Raw genomic sequence first — 18,858 nt, forward strand, 5'->3', positions numbered from 1 at the left:
TGACAATTAGCCACAATCCGCATCTAATTACCGTCTAAGTGCTTCTCATTAGTACGGTAGAGGTAGCCGTTGACACTCATATATTCAGCTCGGCATTGACAGACCACAACAGCGTTTATTTTTTGTTATACATACACTGATGAGCATGATTACGGCAGCGTCATCAATACCGACTCATGGTACACTAACACATATTTTTATCTCGGAAGCCTTATGTCATCTGATTACCACCCAAACCCTGCCATCAACCAAACCAATGTCTTAGGCACAGCGCTTGCCAGCTGTTGCTTCGACCCTATCACTGGCTATTATCGCAATGGCTTTTGTCATACGGGCAACCATGATGTTGGTCAACATACCGTCTGTGCCAAGATGACCAGCGAGTTTTTAAACTTCTCAGCCAGTCGTGGCAATGACCTTATCACCCCGCTGCCTGAATATAACTTTGCTGGTCTCAAGCCTGGTGATTACTGGTGTATCTGCGCCCTGCGCTGGGTTGAAGCACTAGATTTTGACATTGCCCCGCAGATAAAACTAGAAGCTTGCCACGAGAGCCTATTGGCATTGGTAGATATCGACACGCTAAAAAGCTATGCATTGTAAAAGGTTGTTCATAGATAGTGCGATCAAATGATAATGGCTTTGCTTAAGACAAGTTTTGATTCTTGCAGCTGTTTATTATATGACAGGAGGGTGTGTGGAAAACGACAATAACCAATTAATCAAAAAAACGGCTCACATTGCACCTGACTCTAATATGAGCCACATTTATGCCAATATGAATGATCGGCATCTCTACCTAGATGACGATGACAGCTATATCTACGGCGATGCTGAAGCCACGACTCAGGATACCATCGAGACCATGACGGTCTACGATCCTGACTCTGAGCGTTATGAAGATATTGATTCATCAAGTAAGGATGAAGTGGTTAATTGCTATGCGTATTCGCGAAAAACAGGCGAAAATCTAGATAAAGTGGCACTTACTGATGTGAGCCGTGCGCTGAGTAATAACGGTCAGTTTATTTGGCTCGGTCTTTACGACCCTAGCCTAGAGACCATGGTCAAGGTGAAAGACGCCTTTGATCTACACGAATTGGCGATTGAGGATGCCTTTGCTGACCACCAGCGAGCCAAGGTAGAGAACTACGACAACGATATGGTCTTTGTGGTGCTACGTACGGCCAAACTCGAAGACAATGTCATTCGTTATGGTACGACTGCGATATTTATGGGCAAAAACTACCTGATTACGATTCGTAATGGTCCGTCAAACTCCTATGCGCCTGTACGCGAGCACTGTCATCGTCGCCCAGAAAAGCTACGCATGGGGCCCATATTTGTACTCCATGCCATACTCGATTTTATCGTTGATAACTATATGCCGATCACTGATCGATTGGGACGATATTTGCGTGAGCAAGAGCGTTATGTCTTCACCTATGAATTTGATAAAGGCACATTAAAAAATCTGTATCAGCTCAAATCACAGCTGGTACATATGCGCGCTATCATCCTACCCGTGCAAGACATCTGTAGCTTCTTTATCAATCATAAAAAAAGCGAGATAGTCTCAGGGTTTTCTCAAGCAGCCAAGCCATATTTTCGCGATGTGAACGATCATCTCCTGCACTCATTGGATGCCATTAATGGTCTTAATGAGATGCTAAGCGTGGTCATGAACACTTATATGGCCATGGTCAATATGGGACAGAACGAAGTCGTACGTAAGCTTGCGGCATGGGCGGGTATCCTTGCCGTCCCAACCGCCATCGCTGGTATCTATGGTATGAACTTTGATTTTATGCCCGAGCTCCATTGGAAGTACGCTTACTTCATTATTATGATAATCATCATCGCTCTTTGTAGCTTCTTGTATTACAACTTTAAGCGACTCAAATGGCTGTGATAACTCATTCATACACAAAAAAGGGCTACCACTGGTAGGCCTTTTTTATGCTGATCGTCAATCATTATTCGCGGCGGTGCTTGGTATGGCTGTCTGGTGCTTGCGCATTATCAGGCAGCATAGCCTTGACCGTTAAATTTGCATACTGTTTATCAAGATTGTCTTCTGGGCGACCAAATGTTTTTGCCGTCCAAGTGAGTATGACAATAGCCCCACTCAATAGCATGATTGCCACAGAAATCGTGGCCAGCAACCATAGATGAAAATAATCTGACACTGCCTGCACATCAACCACTAAATGTCGTGATAAAGCCGTTATGGCAATAAATATCAAAAACTGTACGGGCAGACGATGGGTTTTAAAGTAAATCCCTATCATAGCCAGCAGCTCAAGATAAATGAATAGCATCAAAATATCTTTTAAATCCGCTGAGCCTTTTTGGACAATATAGATAAACTCTTTACCTGCCGTCCAGACCACCACCACGCTGATTAAAAATAAGATAACGTAATGACAGACATCGACAAACTCTCTACCAATACCTTGTAGTCGCTCATGAATACCTACGTCTTTTTTAGCCATTTTCAGGTCCTATCAACTAAGAGGTGGTTGATTTGGCCTGAGGCTACTTTGCCTCAAGCCCGTTATTTATTGGCGATCAGCACTCACATGACTATCTTTTTAGTTAATACCCAAACCTGCTGATTTTTCAGCCGCATCGACTGTCTGGCGAATAAGCGTGTTGATGGTCATTGGGCCAACGCCACCTGGCACTGGTGTATACGCGCTAGCAATGTTTTCCATGCCTTGCATTTCGATATCGCCAACACCGCCGTTATCCGTTGGATGGAAACCAGCATCAACGACTACCGCGCCTTTTTTGATCCAAGCGGCTTTGATCAGCTCAGGCACACCCACAGCACCAACTACAATATCGGCACGCTTGATATGCGCCGCCAAATCTTGCGTTCTTGAATGGCAGATAGTCACCGTACAGTTCGCATTCAATAGCATCATCGCCATTGGTTTACCCAAAATAGCGCTACGCCCTACGACCACTGCTTCTTTACCCGCAAGCTCGATATTATGATGCTCTAATAGATGCATAATGCCTTGCGGTGTGCACGAGCCGTAAGCAGATTGCTGCATCGCCATACGACCAAAACCAAGACAAGTCACGCCATCGACGTCTTTTGCCAAGTCGATTTGCTCAAAGCAAGCACGCTCATCGATATGTCCAGGGACAGGATGCTGTAACAAAATACCGTGTACGTCTGGATTGCTGTTTAGCTCATCAATCTTTGCCATGAGCTGCTCAGTGGTCGTGGCACTCGGCATCTCAACACGTATAGAGTCCATGCCAACACGCTTGCAAGCGTTGCCTTTCATACGGACATAAGTGGCAGAGGCTGGATCGTCACCAACCAATATCGTCGCTAAGCTTGGGGTGCGCCCCGTTTTATCTTTGATCGCATCCACGCGCGTGCGTAGATCCTGTTCTATTTGTTTGGCAAGTGCTTTGCCGTCCAAAACGGTGGCGGACTCGTGGGCAATAGACATAGTAACTCCAATAGAGGATACGATATAAAAAAATAAAGACAGCGCGTGCAAGTACTTTGCATGCCTGTCTTTTGCTTCGTCAACCTTTGACTGATAATAATATTGTACCTGTGTACGCTGCAAAATCCTAGCGTGTATTGGGATACAATAAAAAAATGGCCTACTATCATCTAGCAGACCATTTGACTCTCATGTATTCACGTTATTTATTAGCCGCTATAGGCTTTGGGCTAATAAGTCAGAAACTCTAGCCCAACGCCTGCTCCAATATCACTCGACTGAGTATCAGAGTCTACGCCCCATAAGCGAGATGTCACTAAAGTTTTTGGATTCAACTGATGCGCCCATGATATGTCAATAGCGGTCAGTTTATCTTTCATTGGAAATGCTTGGTTATCAGACTTCCCAGTGCGACGATCCAACTCTCCTGACTGATTAACCTTAGCATATTGCAGTTTTGTATTGACAAAGTTTCGACTATCTAGCCATAACTTGCCACCTACTGATATGCTCTCAGCATCACCGCCAAGAGCGTGACCGAGCGGATAGCCTTGCTGATAGTACCCATCGGTATAGAGAAAATGATCATACGATACTCCTTTGACATCGCCACTACTCCGCGTGTCTGCATACTCAGCATAAACCTGATAAGGCAGGCCTTGGTAGCTTGACGCATAGTCTGCGCCAGCTAAGTACATGTTTTTAGCAGGCAAGCCGCCCGCTTCATCTTCACCAATGTATTGTGCATAGAAGCTAGCTGGAACATTGATCAATGAGGATAACTGAACTCTAGCGTCAAAACCGCCTAGCTGATTAGCAGGATCATCGTCAGTATTGCCAGCAGTAGAGTCGTTATCTCTAGTACCTAATAGAGCATCTCCAAAAGAGCTAAAACTCTCAGGTCGACCCTCACCGCCCCACATAAAGGTTCGAGACGCACCAACTTCTAGCCATGGTAAAGGACTGGCCGTCAGACGAGCACCAAATAGCTTAGCATCTGGTACGGCATCATAATCTTCAAGTTGACCTGCAAATAATTGATACTGCCATGGACCAACCCATGAAAGATAAGGCGAGGTTGGTGCATTTTGCTCATCACGTTGCATGGTGACACCTGCAACAGGACGACTGGCATCGCCACGAATCAAACTGCCGTCAGTACCAGGGCCCCACCATGTCGGGATCTGACCAGCAATCAACCATTGATTGGCAGCAGAGCCAGCAATATATGAGCCTTCAAAACTCAAATCATTACTGTCTTCGAGCAAACTGTCGTTTTTTAGATTGGCTTGAAGTTTCATTTCCCAATTTTCTTCACTCAAACTGAGCGCTGCTGAAACCTCTTGCCCTGCTAAATGGTCATCAGCAAAAGTTTGCGGCAACTGCTGACGATCGGTCTGTACATAAGCGTCTACTTCAGCCTTCACCAAGGAGTTGGGGTTTTTAGCAAGTGTTGCACGGACTGACTGTAGTACTTTTTGCTGTGCGTCAGTACTCACCTGAGCCGTGGTGATTGCTTTTGTAATTTCATTAGCAGTTAAAGGCCATGTACTGGTACTAATGTGAGTGACGCCTTGCGCATTTAACCATTCTAGCTCTGACTTGAGCTTCATATCATTCATATACAAATTCTGTGCTGAAGCACTCATCGACAATGTAGAAATAGCAAGTGAGCTACTGATAATGGCCAGCAAAGTCATTTTTTTAGACATGTTTGAATACTTCCCAATATTTAAGTTTATTTAACAGCATCCCCACTACCTTTGCCTAAAGCTGTTCTAGCAATATAGTAAAAGTAATTTTTCAAGTTGAGATTATCGATCATTTCTTTATCAGTTTTGGCTAAAAGCTTGGGAGTAGACATATCTACGCCACTTAACTGAGCTAGCCCTGTAATACCAGGTAACACGTCATAAACGCCTTGATCTGTTCTGGCTTTTATGAGTTCCTCTTGATTGAATAGATTAGGTCTCGGTCCGACTAAGCTCATCTCGCCTTTTAATACATTAATCAGCTGTGGCAGTTCATCAAGTTTGGTCTTGCGTAATACCTTACCCAATTTAGTGATAGAGCTATTATCAGCTAGGTGACTCGCTACAGACGCTGTATCTACTTTCATAGTACGAAACTTCACTAGTTTAAAGGGCTTTTGGTCTTTACCGACACGTTCTTGCACAAATAAAGGCGAGCCTGTATCCAAGTAACCAATAGCAGTTGCACCAATTAACAAGGGTGACGCTGCTACTAACCCCGCAGCTGAGAACATAATATCCAATGGTCTTTGTAAAGGCATAGACTGGGAAGTTGCTAAACTTGACTTATAACATTTAGCAGTTTCCTGAATGGACTCACTAGTTGAATATTTAGGCTTCCAACCTAATAAGGTTTTAGCCTTACTAATATCTACTTGCAATGAGCCTGATAACCTTTGAGCCACACCTGACTTACCAACTGCACTTGCTGCCGTATTAATAAATTCAACAGGTATATTTACCGCTTTGTTTTTAACGCCTAAGCCTTTTGATATCTCTTCTAACAAACCAGCGGTAGAAATATCATCATTGTCAGATATCAAAAAAACTTCATTTTTAGCATCTTTGTGCTCGATACAGGTAATAATAAAATCAACCAAATTATCGACATATACTAAGCTACGTAGGTTCTTTTTGATGCCACCTATAGGAAGTGGAATACCTTTATAAGTCCATTTCATTAAAGAATGAAAGTTACCTTTTACATTTTCGCCATATACTAAAGTAGGACGAATAATTACAACTTCTAATGGCGTAGTCTCTGCTAACTTGAGTAAACCCTGCTCAGCTTCATATTTTGAGATGCCATAAGGATCGGTAGGATTAGGCTTAGAACCTTCTGTATAAGGTTTACCGATCTTCGTGCCTTCACCATTAACTTTAATTGAGCTAATAAATATAAAACGCTTTACACCTGAATCAGCTGCTTGGCGAGCTAGATTTAAAGTCCCTTCCACATTTACTTTACGAAACTCAGTTAAAGGATCGGTAGACTTGTCATCCATTACATGCACACGAGCAGCTGTATGAACAACTACATCGACACTTTTTAGTGCATCACTCCAATCAGTGCTAGTTGTCAAATCATCAACTTTGACAATCCGTACAGCGTCCGACTGCTCATTAACATTACGCACAGCAATCGTTAAATCATAGCTCCCATCTGCTACAATACGTTTTTGTATAGCACTGCCAACAAACCCAGTTGCCCCAGTGAGAAGTAATCTATGTTTATTACTCATGGATAGATATCCTAAATCAAATTTCAATTGGTTTGCTGATAAATAGATAGATGCTGCTCTATCACTTTTTCAATCGCAAATTCTCTCTCTGCTAGCTGACGTCCAGCAATACCCATTTCTACTCGAAGCTCAGTATCTGTCACTAGCTTTTCAATAGCATTAGCTAATTCCTTCGAGTCTTTAACTGGAACTAATAATCCCGTCTTATTTTCTTCTATAGCATCACGGCATCCGGGTACATCTGTAGTAATCACAGCCCTACCACATGCGGCAGCCTCAATTAAAACTTTGGGTAATCCTTCGCGATAAGACGGTAGCACTACAACATTAGAGTCTCTAAATACAGTAGACATATCCTTCTGATACCCCAATACAACTAAATTGGGGATAGCTTTCCATTCTTCAATATCTTGCTCTGTGGCGCTCGTATTATTACCTAAATCTAGATCTCCCACTATCTGATAGTTGGCTACCACACCTTTTTTATTCAGTAGTCTGATAGCTTCAATATATTCTGCTAATCCTTTATCGAATAGCAGACGTGCTGCGAAAGTCACTACAGGCGTATCATTTAAGTTTTCAGGAATAGACTGAAAGGTAGATAGGTCTATACCTGAACCACGTATGAGTGTAGTTTGCTCAGCCTTGACAGCTTTTAAATCTATTAATAACTGCTTGTCATCAGGATTTTGCAGTATAACTGTGGTTTTTTTAGAGCGTAAAGCAAAACGATATAAGCCTACTCCAATTTTTCGTTTTAAGTCTGCTTTAACACCTTCTGCCAAAAATAAAGTGCCTAACCCTGATACAGCAGCCACTACCTTATTAACTGATGTAAAGCGAGAAGCTATACCGCCATATAAAACAGGCTTAATAGTAACTAGATGCAATACATCTGGCTTAATATTATCTATAAGCTTCCAAAACGCTAATAAACTATTTAGCTCACTTGGTATACTGCTACCGTTACGTGATAATGGTATCTCATGATGGACAAAACCGTTGTTTATAATCTCTTGAACAGCTGCGCCATTTCTAGTAGCCACGTGTACTGCATATCCCTGCTCTTGAGCCGCTATAGCGATAGGCAAGCGATGTGATAAGAAGAACCAAGGCTCGTTAATTATATATAATATTTTCAATTTTATTCCTATAAAACTAGTATAGACTCACTGCCTATAGAACAATATTCTTTTATTTGGAAATAGTTTATCAACCTTACAGTCAGCACAGACGAATAACACATATATAACTACGAAAGCATAGCGATAGCGAACAGCTGTCCCATAGTTTGCAACAACCAAACCATATACCGACATTGCTAGCGCCATAAATAGCAACCAAAAAGCAAGCTTATCTAAATTTTTCCTCCAAGCTTGTCGAGTAATTAAAAATAAAACACCCAAAACAAATACATTTTCAAGTGACTGTATTAACTGTAAGGCACTAGTTGCTTCCCAAGGCAGTGGTTTGGAGAGAAAATAGAAACCTGAAGTAAGACCCTGAAATACAAAGTCTCCTGCACCTGTAATAAGTTCAATATCTTCTGCATCACCACCATCTTCGACGAACATAGCCACTCTAAACTTATTAACTAAAGGTAGAGCAATAGGAGCAGAGGCTAGTAACGATGCTAAAGCAATGGCACCAATAATTACTGCTTTAGTCAGACTCATACCTTTCTTGGCAACATTGAATATGAAGTAAAGCAATACTATTGGACCAACAATATAAAAATTCTGGAACTTAATTAAATATATTGGAATAATACAAACAGCACTCTTTAAAGCTTTAGACTCACGAGCAAAGATTATCGCCAAAGTCATAAAGAAAAATATTAACGTCTCTCTTAAGCTCAGAGCCGTATACAAAGCCATGCTTGGAAACAATAAGTAAAACCACAAAGATAGCTTCGTAAATATTTTTTTTATATAAAGTATAAAAAATAAAACTATATAAATAAAAGTGTTATAAAACCCCAAGCTAATAGGCGATACAGGAGTAGGAAATGGCATTAATGCAAAAAAGACACTAGCTTGTACAGTATTTTTACCACTCGCTAATGCTTCAACAAAGCCAATATTCCCATTTCTTAAATCATTAACGCCATACCAATATCTATATTGATCAGGCATATAATCAACACTAAACAACACATCATTTAAAACGAATGGCAAAAAACAATGTAATGCTAGTACAGTCTGGTACTTAACTGAGATTTTAAGTTCATAACCACCTATTAATATTAATAACAAACATATAAATAAGCTGGGAATTTCAAACAGTCTAACACCCAAAAAACCATATGTATAAATCCAATTTAGATCTGACATACACTATCTCTATATTTTAAGACTGTTTTTAACAAATCTAAATTTGCCACTTTTTTCTTTTGGTATTTCATTAACTACTTGCAAATGAATCTCTAGCTGCGGGCCAAAACGCTCTGCTAAGTTTTTCTTAAATTTACTTTGTTCTTTAGCAACAAAGGCTGGTCCAGCAACAACCAACACATTCACACGCTCTAATTCTTTTTGAATTACTTGAAACTGAATAATGCCTGCGATATTTTTAGTACTGTTACTAATATTGCCAAGGTTTACCTTACCATGTGTCGGTGACAGAATATAGTCTGAGGTACGTCCTTCAATACTCTTAACTAGTGGAAATATTGAACCGCAGGTACAGGTATCTTGGGTATCTGCCAATGTGATACGATCGCCTATACGATAACGAATGAGTGGTGTCCCATGCGTTGTATAAGAAGTCACCAACAGCTCGCCACTTTGTGCAGGTTGTAAGTGCTCATCTACTACTTCAAAAACACCTGTCAATGGATGAATATGTAGACGACCATGCGTACACTCCAATATAAATGGGGCACCTTCAGAAGACGCATATTGATCAACCAATTGACAGCCCAACACACGCTCAATAACTTCACGATACTTTGGCAACACTGTCTCAGCTGTAGGAAAAAACACTTTCACAGGTGTTAGCAATTGCAAACCTAAACTATCTGCAATCTCGCATAGCTCATAAACACTAGACGGAAAGCCTACTATAAACTCTGGCTGAAACTTAACTAGCGACTGCCAGTACACATGAAAACTGTCTTGATTAATATGAAAAGTAGAATAGAAACGAATCTTATTAATAAAGTCATAATGCGAGCAGATATTATTTTGAATGTCATTCTCAGATATTAAGTTTTTTCCAGAAAACCAGGCCGTCTTTTTACCTAAACGGTAGCCATGTTGCGCCCTAAAGTGATCTAAAATAGCAAAACGCTCTTGCATATCTTTTTTTGTGTACACAACTTTCATAGACGCACCTGTCGTACCGCCCGTCAAGCTCACAATGCCATTCTTTTCTTTAATCGTTTTAATTCTATCAAAATCGTTAATGATATCCTGCTTTTCTAGGGGAACATTTTTTGTTAAATCTCTAGTATTGAGTTTATTATACCAAGCCGATTTTCTTTTAACGTATTTGAAAAAAGATTTTTGTTTCTTTTTGACTTCTTTATCCAGTTGGCTAGCAGTAAAACCTTCAACTTTAGCATAATATTCACGAAATTTTTTATATTCACCGCCATGGCGAACCTTATACTGATATGTATTGAATAAAGAAATGGCAGAACTCTGTACGAACATAGGCGTTTTTTTGATTACTTTCTCTTTCAAGGACATATTGACCTCCTAGCGATACAGTGCTTCAAAATCATTGACAACTTTATCTAAAGTATAGTTTCTCTCAATAGTTAATCGCGCCTTTTTAGCAACAGCTTCTAACTGCGAAGGCTCGGCATTTAACACATTTTTCTCAAGTGTTTTAGCAATATCCTGATAATCAGTCGACGGTATATGATAGCCACTATCGTTCAATATAATCTTTGCGTCCCCTGCATCAGTACTCAAACATACTTTTTGCGTTGCCATTGCTTCACCTAATACATTAGGAAAACCCTCTGTAATTGAGGTTAAGCAAAATACATCTATAGCGTTGTAAAAGATAGCGGTATCCTGTACTTGACTTAAAAACACGAAACTATCTTTGTATAAGTTATTGGCAAATAATCTCGCAATTTCAGGATTATCTAGGTCAACCTCACGACCGCCTAGAAGCACTTTAAAACGATATCCTTTATCAAGCAACAATAAGCACGCCTTAATAAAATTGATATGGTTTTTAGCAGGTGCAAAGCGCCCTATGTGACCAATTGCTAGCTCTTCAGAGGATATATTGAGCTGTGTCCGCAGTCTTTCTCTTTTTTGTTCATCAGGATAGAATATTGACAAATCAAAACCATTAGGAATGACGACCATTTTTTGATCATCGTAACCTATTACAATATGTACTTCTTTTGCTTTATTTGCAACACAAACGATAGAAGAAGGTATAAAGTTCGAAACGCCAGCACAAGCTTGGCGAATCACTTTTTTAGCAATACCACTATTGCTGTCTATCTCAGAGTTACGTATACCCCAAATAATTTTTTTAATACCTAAGCTTTTGGCTGCCATTCCTCCTAAAAAATCAGCATGATACATCCAAGTCTGCACTACATCAGGATTAATTTTTTTTAACAGCTTTCTCAGACGTATGAAAGCAACAGAAGTTGATGCAAAGGAATTCATACCTACACTATATACTTCTATGCCAGCATCTCTGAGTTGTTGCCCAATAATTCCCAAGTCTGTGAGAGATATTACACAATGCTCAAACTTACCTTTTGCTGAACTATGCAACACCAATCGCTTAAGCATTAGCTCTGCACCACCAACGTTGAGGCCGATAATTATATGCACTATCTTCATCATTTCACCCTCAACCAACTCGAAACCATTCTATCTGACTCGTCTGTACTGAACTGTTGAGTTGCACCACCAGGGAAAAAAGTTATTTCTCCAAACTTTATTTCTCCATTATTATTATATAAATCTACTCGACAAAATGGGAATGGACTAGAAATTTTTTCAGCATATTCAATCATAAGCTCTAGATTTTCAGGCTTCTTAACCAACTCATTATCAAAGTTTTCTCGCCCTACAGTGAAATTTTGCAAGTTAAATTTTCTATCATAAATATTTCTCTTAGCGCTTGGATTATGACTACCATCTATTGCAGCAGTATCGATATCTACAAAAATTAATTTCACTTCCCCATGAAAACAAAAAAACCTATAATCTAATAGCGCAGACTGACTTTCTATAAAGTTTTCGACTATAATTTTTGGTTCAATATTTTTATAATTCCATTCTCTAGACTGATAGTAATAGTTCATTTTTAATGCTTTATTAAACGTTTTTTCAAATTCTCTGATATCAAAATTTGATTCATTCTCGGAATCAAATATTCTATTGATTCCTGAAACATGATTGCATTTAATAAAGTACTTTCCTTTCATATCTTTAAAAGGAACTTCTTCTGCTTTATCGTATACTCCGTAAATATCAGTCAGTAACTTGCCTAAGCCAATTCTAGCGATATAGTCTCTAACTCTCACTTTATCACTACACTCAGTCATCAGCGAGTGACGATAATTTATCTTTAGCCACCACAGTTTCTCATTGAAATACTTAGGATTTTCAATATTTAACCTTTGTCCAGTTGCTTCCCAGTATTTAATTTTAGCAAAGACTTCGTCATTGAATATATTCAAACTTTGGGTTTTGAAATTATTCAAGCTAGAGTATAAATACTTTAATTTCTGAGATGAATATGTAAGCTTTCTAATTTTTTTCTTAATTTGATAGTACATTCAGTAGCCTTGTGAATAATTTAGATTAATGTTTACTATTCAGTAGAAGTAAAAAAATGATTATCAGTAGTAATTAAATTTATAAGATTCAAATTTATATAATTCTCCCTCGATCTAAAGAATCTCAAAAAAGTCAGTATAAACTATCAAGTAGCGTTCAAACATATCTAGCAATAAGGTTTTACGAGCTTAGCGAGTAAGCAATTCATAATATTTGTCTACAGAGTTTGTTACACTGAAAAAAGAGGCTCTATCTTTTACATCTTTTTGCACGGAGTTATTTAATGTCTTTATTATAGCCTGGGCTAATAGATTAGAATTGCGTGGAGGAACCAGCTCTCCCCAAAGTCCATCTGCTAAAATCTCACTTGGTCCACTTGGGCAGTCTGTGCTTACCACTGGAGTTCCACATGCCATAGCTTCTACTAGTACGTTACCAAACCCTTCATATATTGATGACAAGACGAATAGGTCGGCGTGAGACATCCAAGCGTAAGGATTATCAACGAAGCCTGGTAACTGTACACTATCATTTAGGTCCAAATTATTAATTAACTGCTCTAGTTCAGATCTTAGCTTACCTTCACCCAGAATCATCAAGTTGCAATCTTTTTTCTCACGAACTTTCTTAAAAGCGTGAATTAATGTCTCAAAGTCCTTTTGGTGCGTTAGCCTACCCACACCCATGATTAAGGGCAATGAACCTTCTTTAGTCCAACAATGTGAAAGCGGCTCTTTTGAGCGCTTTACAAGATCTTTTGAGAATATAGGATTGTAAATCGTCGTAATCTTATTGCGACCAATATTAATTTCATTCACCAAAGAATGTGCAACCCCGTCTGAAACAGCGATAATCGCATGAGGTTTTTTATAAGCCCAACGCATTAATGAAGTAACAAGAGTACTCTTCATCCGCCCAAGGTTTTTCTTTGACTCTGTTAAGTCACAATGTTCACTAAAAACCACTTTTGTATTTGACCCACTAATTAACTGTGCCAGTATTGTGGCAATATTAACGTAATTCATGGCTGAAAGAATGGCATCAGGTTTTTCTTTGTATAAATACTTTGATAAAGGGATGATACTATTTAATACTCTCGATGTACCTAGATTGACGATATTTACTTTTGGAGAGGCATCCTTTATATATGGTCCGTCTACTCTGTTCAATACTAAATCAACCAGAATATCTTTTTCAGCTAAGCCGTTCGCGAGAGCAAGCATAACTCGTTCTGCACCCCCTCCATTCATTGAAGGGATATATAATGCGACTTTTTTCATGCGATGTCCTATTAGCTTTCTTTGTCTACTGATATTTTACTAAGTAGCTAAAAAGTCTTGTTTTTATTTCGACAGATGCTTATCTTTAGTAAAAAATATTGCTTATCGTTTAGTTGTAAATTACTTCCAAGCATTTATCTACACTGATAGATATTTTTCTATTTAAATCAGAAAGTAAAATATTGTTAGAAGCTTCAAACGCTGACTTCACCTCATCCCAAGGATGAGGATTTAGGATGATGTCGCTGTTAATAGCTACCTTTTGATCACCCGCTTCTTGCCATACCCCAGGAATCTTATCATCCCAGATCAAGGTAGATACTGATTTACCATAGGCTTTACCAATTATTCCAGCGTGCATACGCATCGTAATCAAATAGTCTACATCAGATATTTGGTCATATAGGTTGAGGGGAGATGAGGGTCTATCTAGTAGCCTTACGTCCAAATCTTCTAACAATATCGACTTATATATAGACGTTGCTTGTTCATAATCTTGAATACTACCGTTAGTCACTATATGAATTTGCATATTTTCTTTAGCAGTAGCCTGAGCCAATTGCTTCCAAAATATCACGTAGGCTTCAGCATCAACGTCTCGTAAATTTGGATTATATTTCTTGAAAGCAGCAAGAGGCATAATATTAAAGGCACAGACAGTTTTCTTCAGTTCAGGCTCTTTTTGGAAAGTATTGTTGTTATTGGCTGAACTCAATGCAAATGCTAAGTCAGGATATACATTTAATGATATATCTTTTCTTACAAAATGTTTAAGCCTATTTGCAGAATCAAGATCTCTTAGAGAGACAAACCTTGCAGAGTTCAGAATTTTTTTAATATTTTTTTGTGCTTTCTTACTAAGGTCACTTCCAACGCCACAACCTAATATACAAATAGGTTTATTAAACTCATTAGCTATATCAGTTATGAGTGCTAACTTAGTGAGAAAACCAGCGCTAGTATCTGTTAATAATTGACCACCTCCAATTATTACGGCATCAGAACTGCTAATTAGTTCGCTCCAGTATGTCGTAATTTCCTGTTGATGAAATACATACCACATAGTACGGGTTATGATATGCTGAGTTAGTTTATGATGCTTTATTTTCTTTGGGATAAATGACTTCCAACTTCTGTTAGTCAATTTTGGCTGTGAGTCAGTGCAGCCTACAGGAAAACCACGTCTGAAAGATATGTCTAGAGGTATAGCTTCAATATCTCTTGATGAAAGAAGTGTGCTCAAGCTATCATAAATAGCATAGTCTCCAAGGTTAGAGCTAAAGACCTCTGCTGCTATTACTATCTTTTTCATTTTCAAGCTATCCTTCTAATTAAACCAAAGAAAGTACAATCTATATTTAATTGTTTTTTTATTACTATCCAAAGATAAATATTCCAAACTAGCAGAGCTGTAGTGGCCCCTAAAGCTGCCCCATCTATGCCAAGATGTGGTATTAAAGCTAGATTTAATACCACATTTATTATGGTAGATAATGACATACCTTTAATTACGAATTTTTCATTACCTGACATTGTCAAGATTGAGATGGAAGAGCCAAAAAAAGCATTTACCGCTTGTCCCAATGAAATTATTAGTAGTGCACGATAGCCAACTACATATTCATTACCAAAAATAAGACCCAATATTTCTGTACCAAAAAAATAAAAGACCAATACTACTGGAAAAGTGAGACCAAAACTTAGAATTGAGCCAAGAGAGGCTGTTTTTTGAGCTTTCAAGGTATCCTTTTGGGCAAAAGCACTTGCCAGTCTAGGTGTAATAACCATATTTACGACTTGTAATCCAAAGACAGCTAGAGCAGCACCAGATACAACGATTTTATATACACCTACATCTGAAGCTATTCCCATACTACCTAGCATTAAGATATCTACTTGTGAGCTCAGCGACTGCATTCCTGTCATTAAAGCTAGTGGTAGAATAGTAAATAACCAAGGCTTGTTGTAAAAAATAGGCCTAGTAACCTTTAGCTCTGGAGGTTTAGCTTTTAGTAGGAGTACTGCCCCTATTATGAATGCTATCAGCGCTGCTACAAGATGGATGCCCATGGAGTATGCTGGATCTAAAGTAATATCTAACTGTATTAGTATTAGCAAAAATGCTGCAAAAAGGATAGGTCTTATTAAGCTCTCAGGAAGTTGACCTTGGATTATTAGCCCTAATCCTCTAAGGGCAGCTCCTCGCACATTTCCCATTGCCATGAGAAGAGACATAGCTAAGCCTAAAGCAAAAGTTTTATACTCTATAAATACTTTAGATCCCTCAAAGAAGTTCAAAATTGCCAAAGTAGAAAAAGAATATATTACGAGTGATAGTGTTATTATTACAAAACCACTCCATAACCATATACCCTTCATCTTACCCCAATCATTTAAAGCTTTAGTACTAGCAGTCTCTCTAAGTACTAGTGTGGGCATCCCTGCTGTCGCAGGTAAAGCTAAAAGGCTGACCATAGCTAGAATGTAAGAATAGATCCCAAAATGCTCAGGTCCTAAGGTTCTAGCAAGTAATACAGAACATAGGAAAGTAGCTCCTACGGATAATACTCGTACTAAAAAAGTTCCTGCAAGCAACCTAGATAGTTTAGATGTTAGGAGGCTTTGTTTACTCATATCTTAATTAGCCTGAGTTGAAAAGTTCTAATAGTATAATTATTATTTATTAGTTAAATAACTAACATACCAAGGCATTGCTTTTTGGATCCCTTGGATAATATCGAACTGTGGCTCATAGCCTAATGCATTTTGTATCTTAGTAATATCAGCCTGACTATGACGCACATCCCCTGCTCTAAAATCTCGATAGACTGCTGCTTGAGTGTAGCTAACACCATTAGTACTTAAATGCTCTGTAAGCGCTGAAAACAGCGTATTAAGGGTCGTACGTCCACCTACTGCCACGTTATACACCTGATTTTTAGCTTCTTCAGTGGCAGTTGCTGCCAGAATATTGGCCTGCACGGCATTTTCAATAAAATTAAAGTCGCGACTGGTATCACCGTCGCCATTGATGAATACCTCATCACCTGCGATCATAGCGGCCGTCCATTTCGGTATCACCGCTGCATAGGCACCATCTGGTGTTTGACGCTTACCAAAGATATTGAAATACCGCAGACCGATCGTCTTAAAGCCATAAGTACGTGAGAATACATCTGCATATAACTCATTGACATATTTAGTCACCGCATACGGCGATAAAGGATTACCGATATTTTCTTCAACCTTAGGCAGCACCGGATGATCACCGTATGTTGAGCTACTAGCAGCATAAGTAAAGCTAGCTACATTAGCATCACGAGCGGCTACCAACATATTTAAGAAGCCTGAAATATTAGTCTCATTGGTTGCGATAGGATCAGCGATAGAGCGCGGTACTGAGCCTAGCGCTGCTTGATGCAGCACGTAATCAACACCTTGACAGGCTTTCGAACAATCAGTTAACTGACGAATATCACCCTCTATAAAAGTGAAACCTTCCCACTGTTCAGCGCTTACTAAACTTTTTACTTCATCTAAATTATGCTGAAAACCTGTGGCGAAATTGTCTAACCCAACCACTTTTTGATCAAGCAATAATAGTGTCTCAAGCAAATTAGAGCCGATAAAGCCCGCTACTCCTGTGATAAGCCAAGTTTTAGGCGTCTGTACTAATGTTTCTTTCACTTTATTGTAGGTTGTCGCTGTCATAGTATTGCTCGCATGCTGTTATTGTAAGACTATATAGGCTTATAGACGGATATCTGTGTCTTCTTTGGCGAACACATATTTCAGATCATATAGCACATGATTATGTTTACCTAAACTTCTTATATGCGCTACGCCCATATCGACAAACTCACTGTGAGCTACTGCTAAAATAATACTATCATAGCTATTGGCTGTAGCCTCATTGACAGGCTTAACACCGTACTCTTTTTGAGCCTCTACAGCATCTACCCATGGGTCGTACACATCGACATCGATATTATATTCTTGCAGCTCGTGTACGATATCGATGACTTTCGTATTACGCACGTCTGGGCAGTTCTCTTTAAAGCTCAATCCCAAAATCAGTACCTTAGCGCCCTCTACCTGAATGCGCTTTTTGATCATGGTTTTAATAAGCTGCGTGGTGACGTATTCGCCCATACTATCATTGAGGCGACGACCTGCCAAGATAATCTCAGGGTTATAACCGATTGCTTGAGCCTTATGCGTCAAGTAATACGGATCGACACCGATGCAGTGACCACCGACCAGACCTGGGCGGAATGGCAAAAAGTTCCATTTGGTGCCTGCAGCTTCTAGTACTGCCTGCGTATCGATACCCATCTTATTAAAGATAACGGCAAGCTCATTAATCAGTGCAATATTGACATCTCGTTGCGTATTTTCGATAACTTTTGCTGCCTCCGCTACCTTAATACTAGGTGCTTTATGAGTACCAGCAGTGATGATTAAGTTATAGACTTCGTCGACAAAGTCCGCAATCTCAGGCGTTGAACCAGCTGTGACTTTTAAAATATTAGTCACACGGTGCTCTTTATCACCTGGGTTAATACGCTCAGGGCTATAACCTGCATAAAAGTCTTGATTAAAGGTTAGGCCTGATACCTGCTCTAGTACAGGGATACACACTTCTTCAGTCGCGCCAGGGTATACGGTTGATTCATAAACGACGATATCACCTTGCTTCAATACGCCGCCGATGGCCTCTGAAGCTTTGATAAGCGGTGTCAGATCTGGCTGCTTATACGCATCAATCGGTGTCGGTACAGTAACGATAAAGAAGTTACAGTCCTTTAACTCATTGATATCTGAGCTGTACCCTAAATGTGTAGCTTCTGCTAACTCCTCTTCACTGACTTCTAAAGTATGATCAATACCTGTATTAAGTGCTGAAATACGTTCAGCATTGATATCAAAGCCTATAACCGAGTGATTTTTACCGAACTCTACTGCTAATGGTAGCCCCACGTAACCGAGACCAATAACGGCAATTTTAATATTATCAATATTTAGCATAGTATCTATCAACCAACCTTATCAATGAGTGTTTTCCA

The 18,858-nt window shown here is 39.3% G+C and carries 16 protein-coding genes; 2 read left to right on the forward strand and 14 right to left on the reverse strand.

Annotation, left to right across the window (positions count from 1 at the left end; genetic code table 11):
* Positions 1-213: 213 nt before the first annotated feature.
* Positions 214-603: a DUF2237 family protein gene (locus BTW00_RS03935; protein ID WP_058024362.1), complete on the forward strand. Its 390-nt coding sequence runs from the start codon at positions 214-216 to the stop codon at positions 601-603.
* A gap of 154 nt (positions 604-757) precedes the next feature.
* Positions 758-1,912: a magnesium/cobalt transporter CorA gene (gene corA / locus BTW00_RS03940; RefSeq protein ID WP_371915057.1), complete on the forward strand. Its 1,155-nt coding sequence runs from the start codon at positions 758-760 to the stop codon at positions 1,910-1,912.
* Positions 1,913-1,976: 64 nt separating this feature from the next.
* On the opposite strand, the gene BTW00_RS03945 is transcribed toward corA, so the two are convergent.
* The 14 genes from BTW00_RS03945 to tviB form a co-directional block, all read right to left on the reverse strand.
* A complete protein-coding gene (locus BTW00_RS03945) occupies positions 1,977-2,495 on the reverse strand; it encodes a phosphate-starvation-inducible protein PsiE (protein ID WP_071003358.1) in 519 nt (172 codons plus the stop codon).
* 99 nt (positions 2,496-2,594) lie between these two features.
* Positions 2,595-3,473, reverse strand: a complete 879-nt coding sequence (gene folD / locus BTW00_RS03950; RefSeq protein WP_075106328.1) for a bifunctional methylenetetrahydrofolate dehydrogenase/methenyltetrahydrofolate cyclohydrolase FolD — start codon at positions 3,471-3,473, stop codon at positions 2,595-2,597.
* A gap of 230 nt (positions 3,474-3,703) precedes the next feature.
* Complete coding sequence (locus BTW00_RS03955; protein WP_075106329.1) at positions 3,704-5,185, reverse strand: capsule assembly Wzi family protein; 1,482 nt, start codon at positions 5,183-5,185, stop codon at positions 3,704-3,706.
* A 26-nt stretch (positions 5,186-5,211) separates the two neighbouring features.
* Positions 5,212-6,747, reverse strand: a complete 1,536-nt coding sequence (locus tag BTW00_RS03960) for a hybrid nucleoside-diphosphate sugar epimerase/sugar transferase (protein WP_075106330.1) — start codon at positions 6,745-6,747, stop codon at positions 5,212-5,214.
* A 23-nt stretch (positions 6,748-6,770) separates the two neighbouring features.
* Positions 6,771-7,889, reverse strand: a complete 1,119-nt coding sequence (locus BTW00_RS03965) for a glycosyltransferase family 4 protein (RefSeq protein ID WP_083603562.1) — start codon at positions 7,887-7,889, stop codon at positions 6,771-6,773.
* A gap of 27 nt (positions 7,890-7,916) precedes the next feature.
* Entirely contained in the window at positions 7,917-9,080 is a 1,164-nt protein-coding gene (locus BTW00_RS03970; protein ID WP_075106332.1) for a hypothetical protein, read from the reverse strand.
* A 9-nt stretch (positions 9,081-9,089) separates the two neighbouring features.
* On the reverse strand, positions 9,090-10,439 hold the full coding sequence (locus BTW00_RS03975; RefSeq protein WP_075106333.1) for a phenylacetate--CoA ligase family protein: 1,350 nt from the start codon (positions 10,437-10,439) through the stop codon (positions 9,090-9,092).
* Between the two features lie 9 nt (positions 10,440-10,448).
* Complete coding sequence (locus tag BTW00_RS03980; protein ID WP_075106334.1) at positions 10,449-11,570, reverse strand: glycosyltransferase; 1,122 nt, start codon at positions 11,568-11,570, stop codon at positions 10,449-10,451.
* Entirely contained in the window at positions 11,567-12,511 is a 945-nt protein-coding gene (locus BTW00_RS03985) for an ATP-grasp fold amidoligase family protein (protein WP_075106335.1), read from the reverse strand. The genes BTW00_RS03980 and BTW00_RS03985 overlap by 4 nt, the downstream gene beginning before the upstream one ends.
* Positions 12,512-12,700: 189 nt before the next feature.
* On the reverse strand, positions 12,701-13,792 hold the full coding sequence (locus tag BTW00_RS03990; RefSeq protein WP_075106336.1) for a glycosyltransferase: 1,092 nt from the start codon (positions 13,790-13,792) through the stop codon (positions 12,701-12,703).
* A gap of 109 nt (positions 13,793-13,901) precedes the next feature.
* Positions 13,902-15,104 (reverse strand): polysaccharide pyruvyl transferase family protein, encoded by a 1,203-nt coding sequence (locus tag BTW00_RS03995; RefSeq protein WP_075106337.1) that lies wholly within the window; start codon positions 15,102-15,104, stop codon positions 13,902-13,904.
* Between the two features lie 2 nt (positions 15,105-15,106).
* A complete protein-coding gene (locus tag BTW00_RS04000; RefSeq protein WP_075106338.1) occupies positions 15,107-16,426 on the reverse strand; it encodes a polysaccharide biosynthesis C-terminal domain-containing protein in 1,320 nt (439 codons plus the stop codon).
* Between the two features lie 42 nt (positions 16,427-16,468).
* Positions 16,469-17,503 (reverse strand): NAD-dependent epimerase/dehydratase family protein, encoded by a 1,035-nt coding sequence (locus BTW00_RS04005; protein WP_075106339.1) that lies wholly within the window; start codon positions 17,501-17,503, stop codon positions 16,469-16,471.
* Positions 17,504-17,542: 39 nt separating this feature from the next.
* Positions 17,543-18,820, reverse strand: coding sequence for a Vi polysaccharide biosynthesis UDP-N-acetylglucosamine C-6 dehydrogenase TviB (tviB, locus tag BTW00_RS04010; RefSeq protein WP_075106340.1), 1,278 nt, complete (start codon positions 18,818-18,820; stop codon positions 17,543-17,545).
* Positions 18,821-18,858 lie beyond the last annotated feature (38 nt).

The organism is Psychrobacter sp. C 20.9 (genome assembly GCF_001921765.1).
GTDB classification, from domain to species: domain Bacteria; phylum Pseudomonadota; class Gammaproteobacteria; order Pseudomonadales; family Moraxellaceae; genus Psychrobacter; species Psychrobacter piscatorii_B.

What these genes read in the sequence shown, in the direction of transcription:
- BTW00_RS03935 (WP_058024362.1), top strand. Translation starts at nt 214, where the DNA reads ATGTCATCTGATTACCACCCAAACCCTGCCATCAACCAAACCAATGTC.
- corA (WP_371915057.1), top strand. Translation starts at nt 758, where the DNA reads ATGAGCCACATTTATGCCAATATGAATGATCGGCATCTCTACCTAGAT.
- BTW00_RS03945 (WP_071003358.1), bottom strand. Translation starts at nt 2,495, where the DNA reads ATGGCTAAAAAAGACGTAGGTATTCATGAGCGACTACAAGGTATTGGT.
- folD (WP_075106328.1), bottom strand. Translation starts at nt 3,473, where the DNA reads ATGTCTATTGCCCACGAGTCCGCCACCGTTTTGGACGGCAAAGCACTT.
- BTW00_RS03955 (WP_075106329.1), bottom strand. Translation starts at nt 5,185, where the DNA reads ATGTCTAAAAAAATGACTTTGCTGGCCATTATCAGTAGCTCACTTGCT.
- BTW00_RS03960 (WP_075106330.1), bottom strand. Translation starts at nt 6,747, where the DNA reads ATGAGTAATAAACATAGATTACTTCTCACTGGGGCAACTGGGTTTGTT.
- BTW00_RS03970 (WP_075106332.1), bottom strand. Translation starts at nt 9,080, where the DNA reads ATGTCAGATCTAAATTGGATTTATACATATGGTTTTTTGGGTGTTAGA.
- BTW00_RS03975 (WP_075106333.1), bottom strand. Translation starts at nt 10,439, where the DNA reads ATGTCCTTGAAAGAGAAAGTAATCAAAAAAACGCCTATGTTCGTACAG.
- BTW00_RS03980 (WP_075106334.1), bottom strand. Translation starts at nt 11,570, where the DNA reads ATGATGAAGATAGTGCATATAATTATCGGCCTCAACGTTGGTGGTGCA.
- BTW00_RS03985 (WP_075106335.1), bottom strand. Translation starts at nt 12,511, where the DNA reads ATGTACTATCAAATTAAGAAAAAAATTAGAAAGCTTACATATTCATCT.
- BTW00_RS03990 (WP_075106336.1), bottom strand. Translation starts at nt 13,792, where the DNA reads ATGAAAAAAGTCGCATTATATATCCCTTCAATGAATGGAGGGGGTGCA.
- BTW00_RS03995 (WP_075106337.1), bottom strand. Translation starts at nt 15,104, where the DNA reads ATGAAAAAGATAGTAATAGCAGCAGAGGTCTTTAGCTCTAACCTTGGA.
- BTW00_RS04000 (WP_075106338.1), bottom strand. Translation starts at nt 16,426, where the DNA reads ATGAGTAAACAAAGCCTCCTAACATCTAAACTATCTAGGTTGCTTGCA.
- BTW00_RS04005 (WP_075106339.1), bottom strand. Translation starts at nt 17,503, where the DNA reads ATGACAGCGACAACCTACAATAAAGTGAAAGAAACATTAGTACAGACG.
- tviB (WP_075106340.1), bottom strand. Translation starts at nt 18,820, where the DNA reads ATGCTAAATATTGATAATATTAAAATTGCCGTTATTGGTCTCGGTTAC.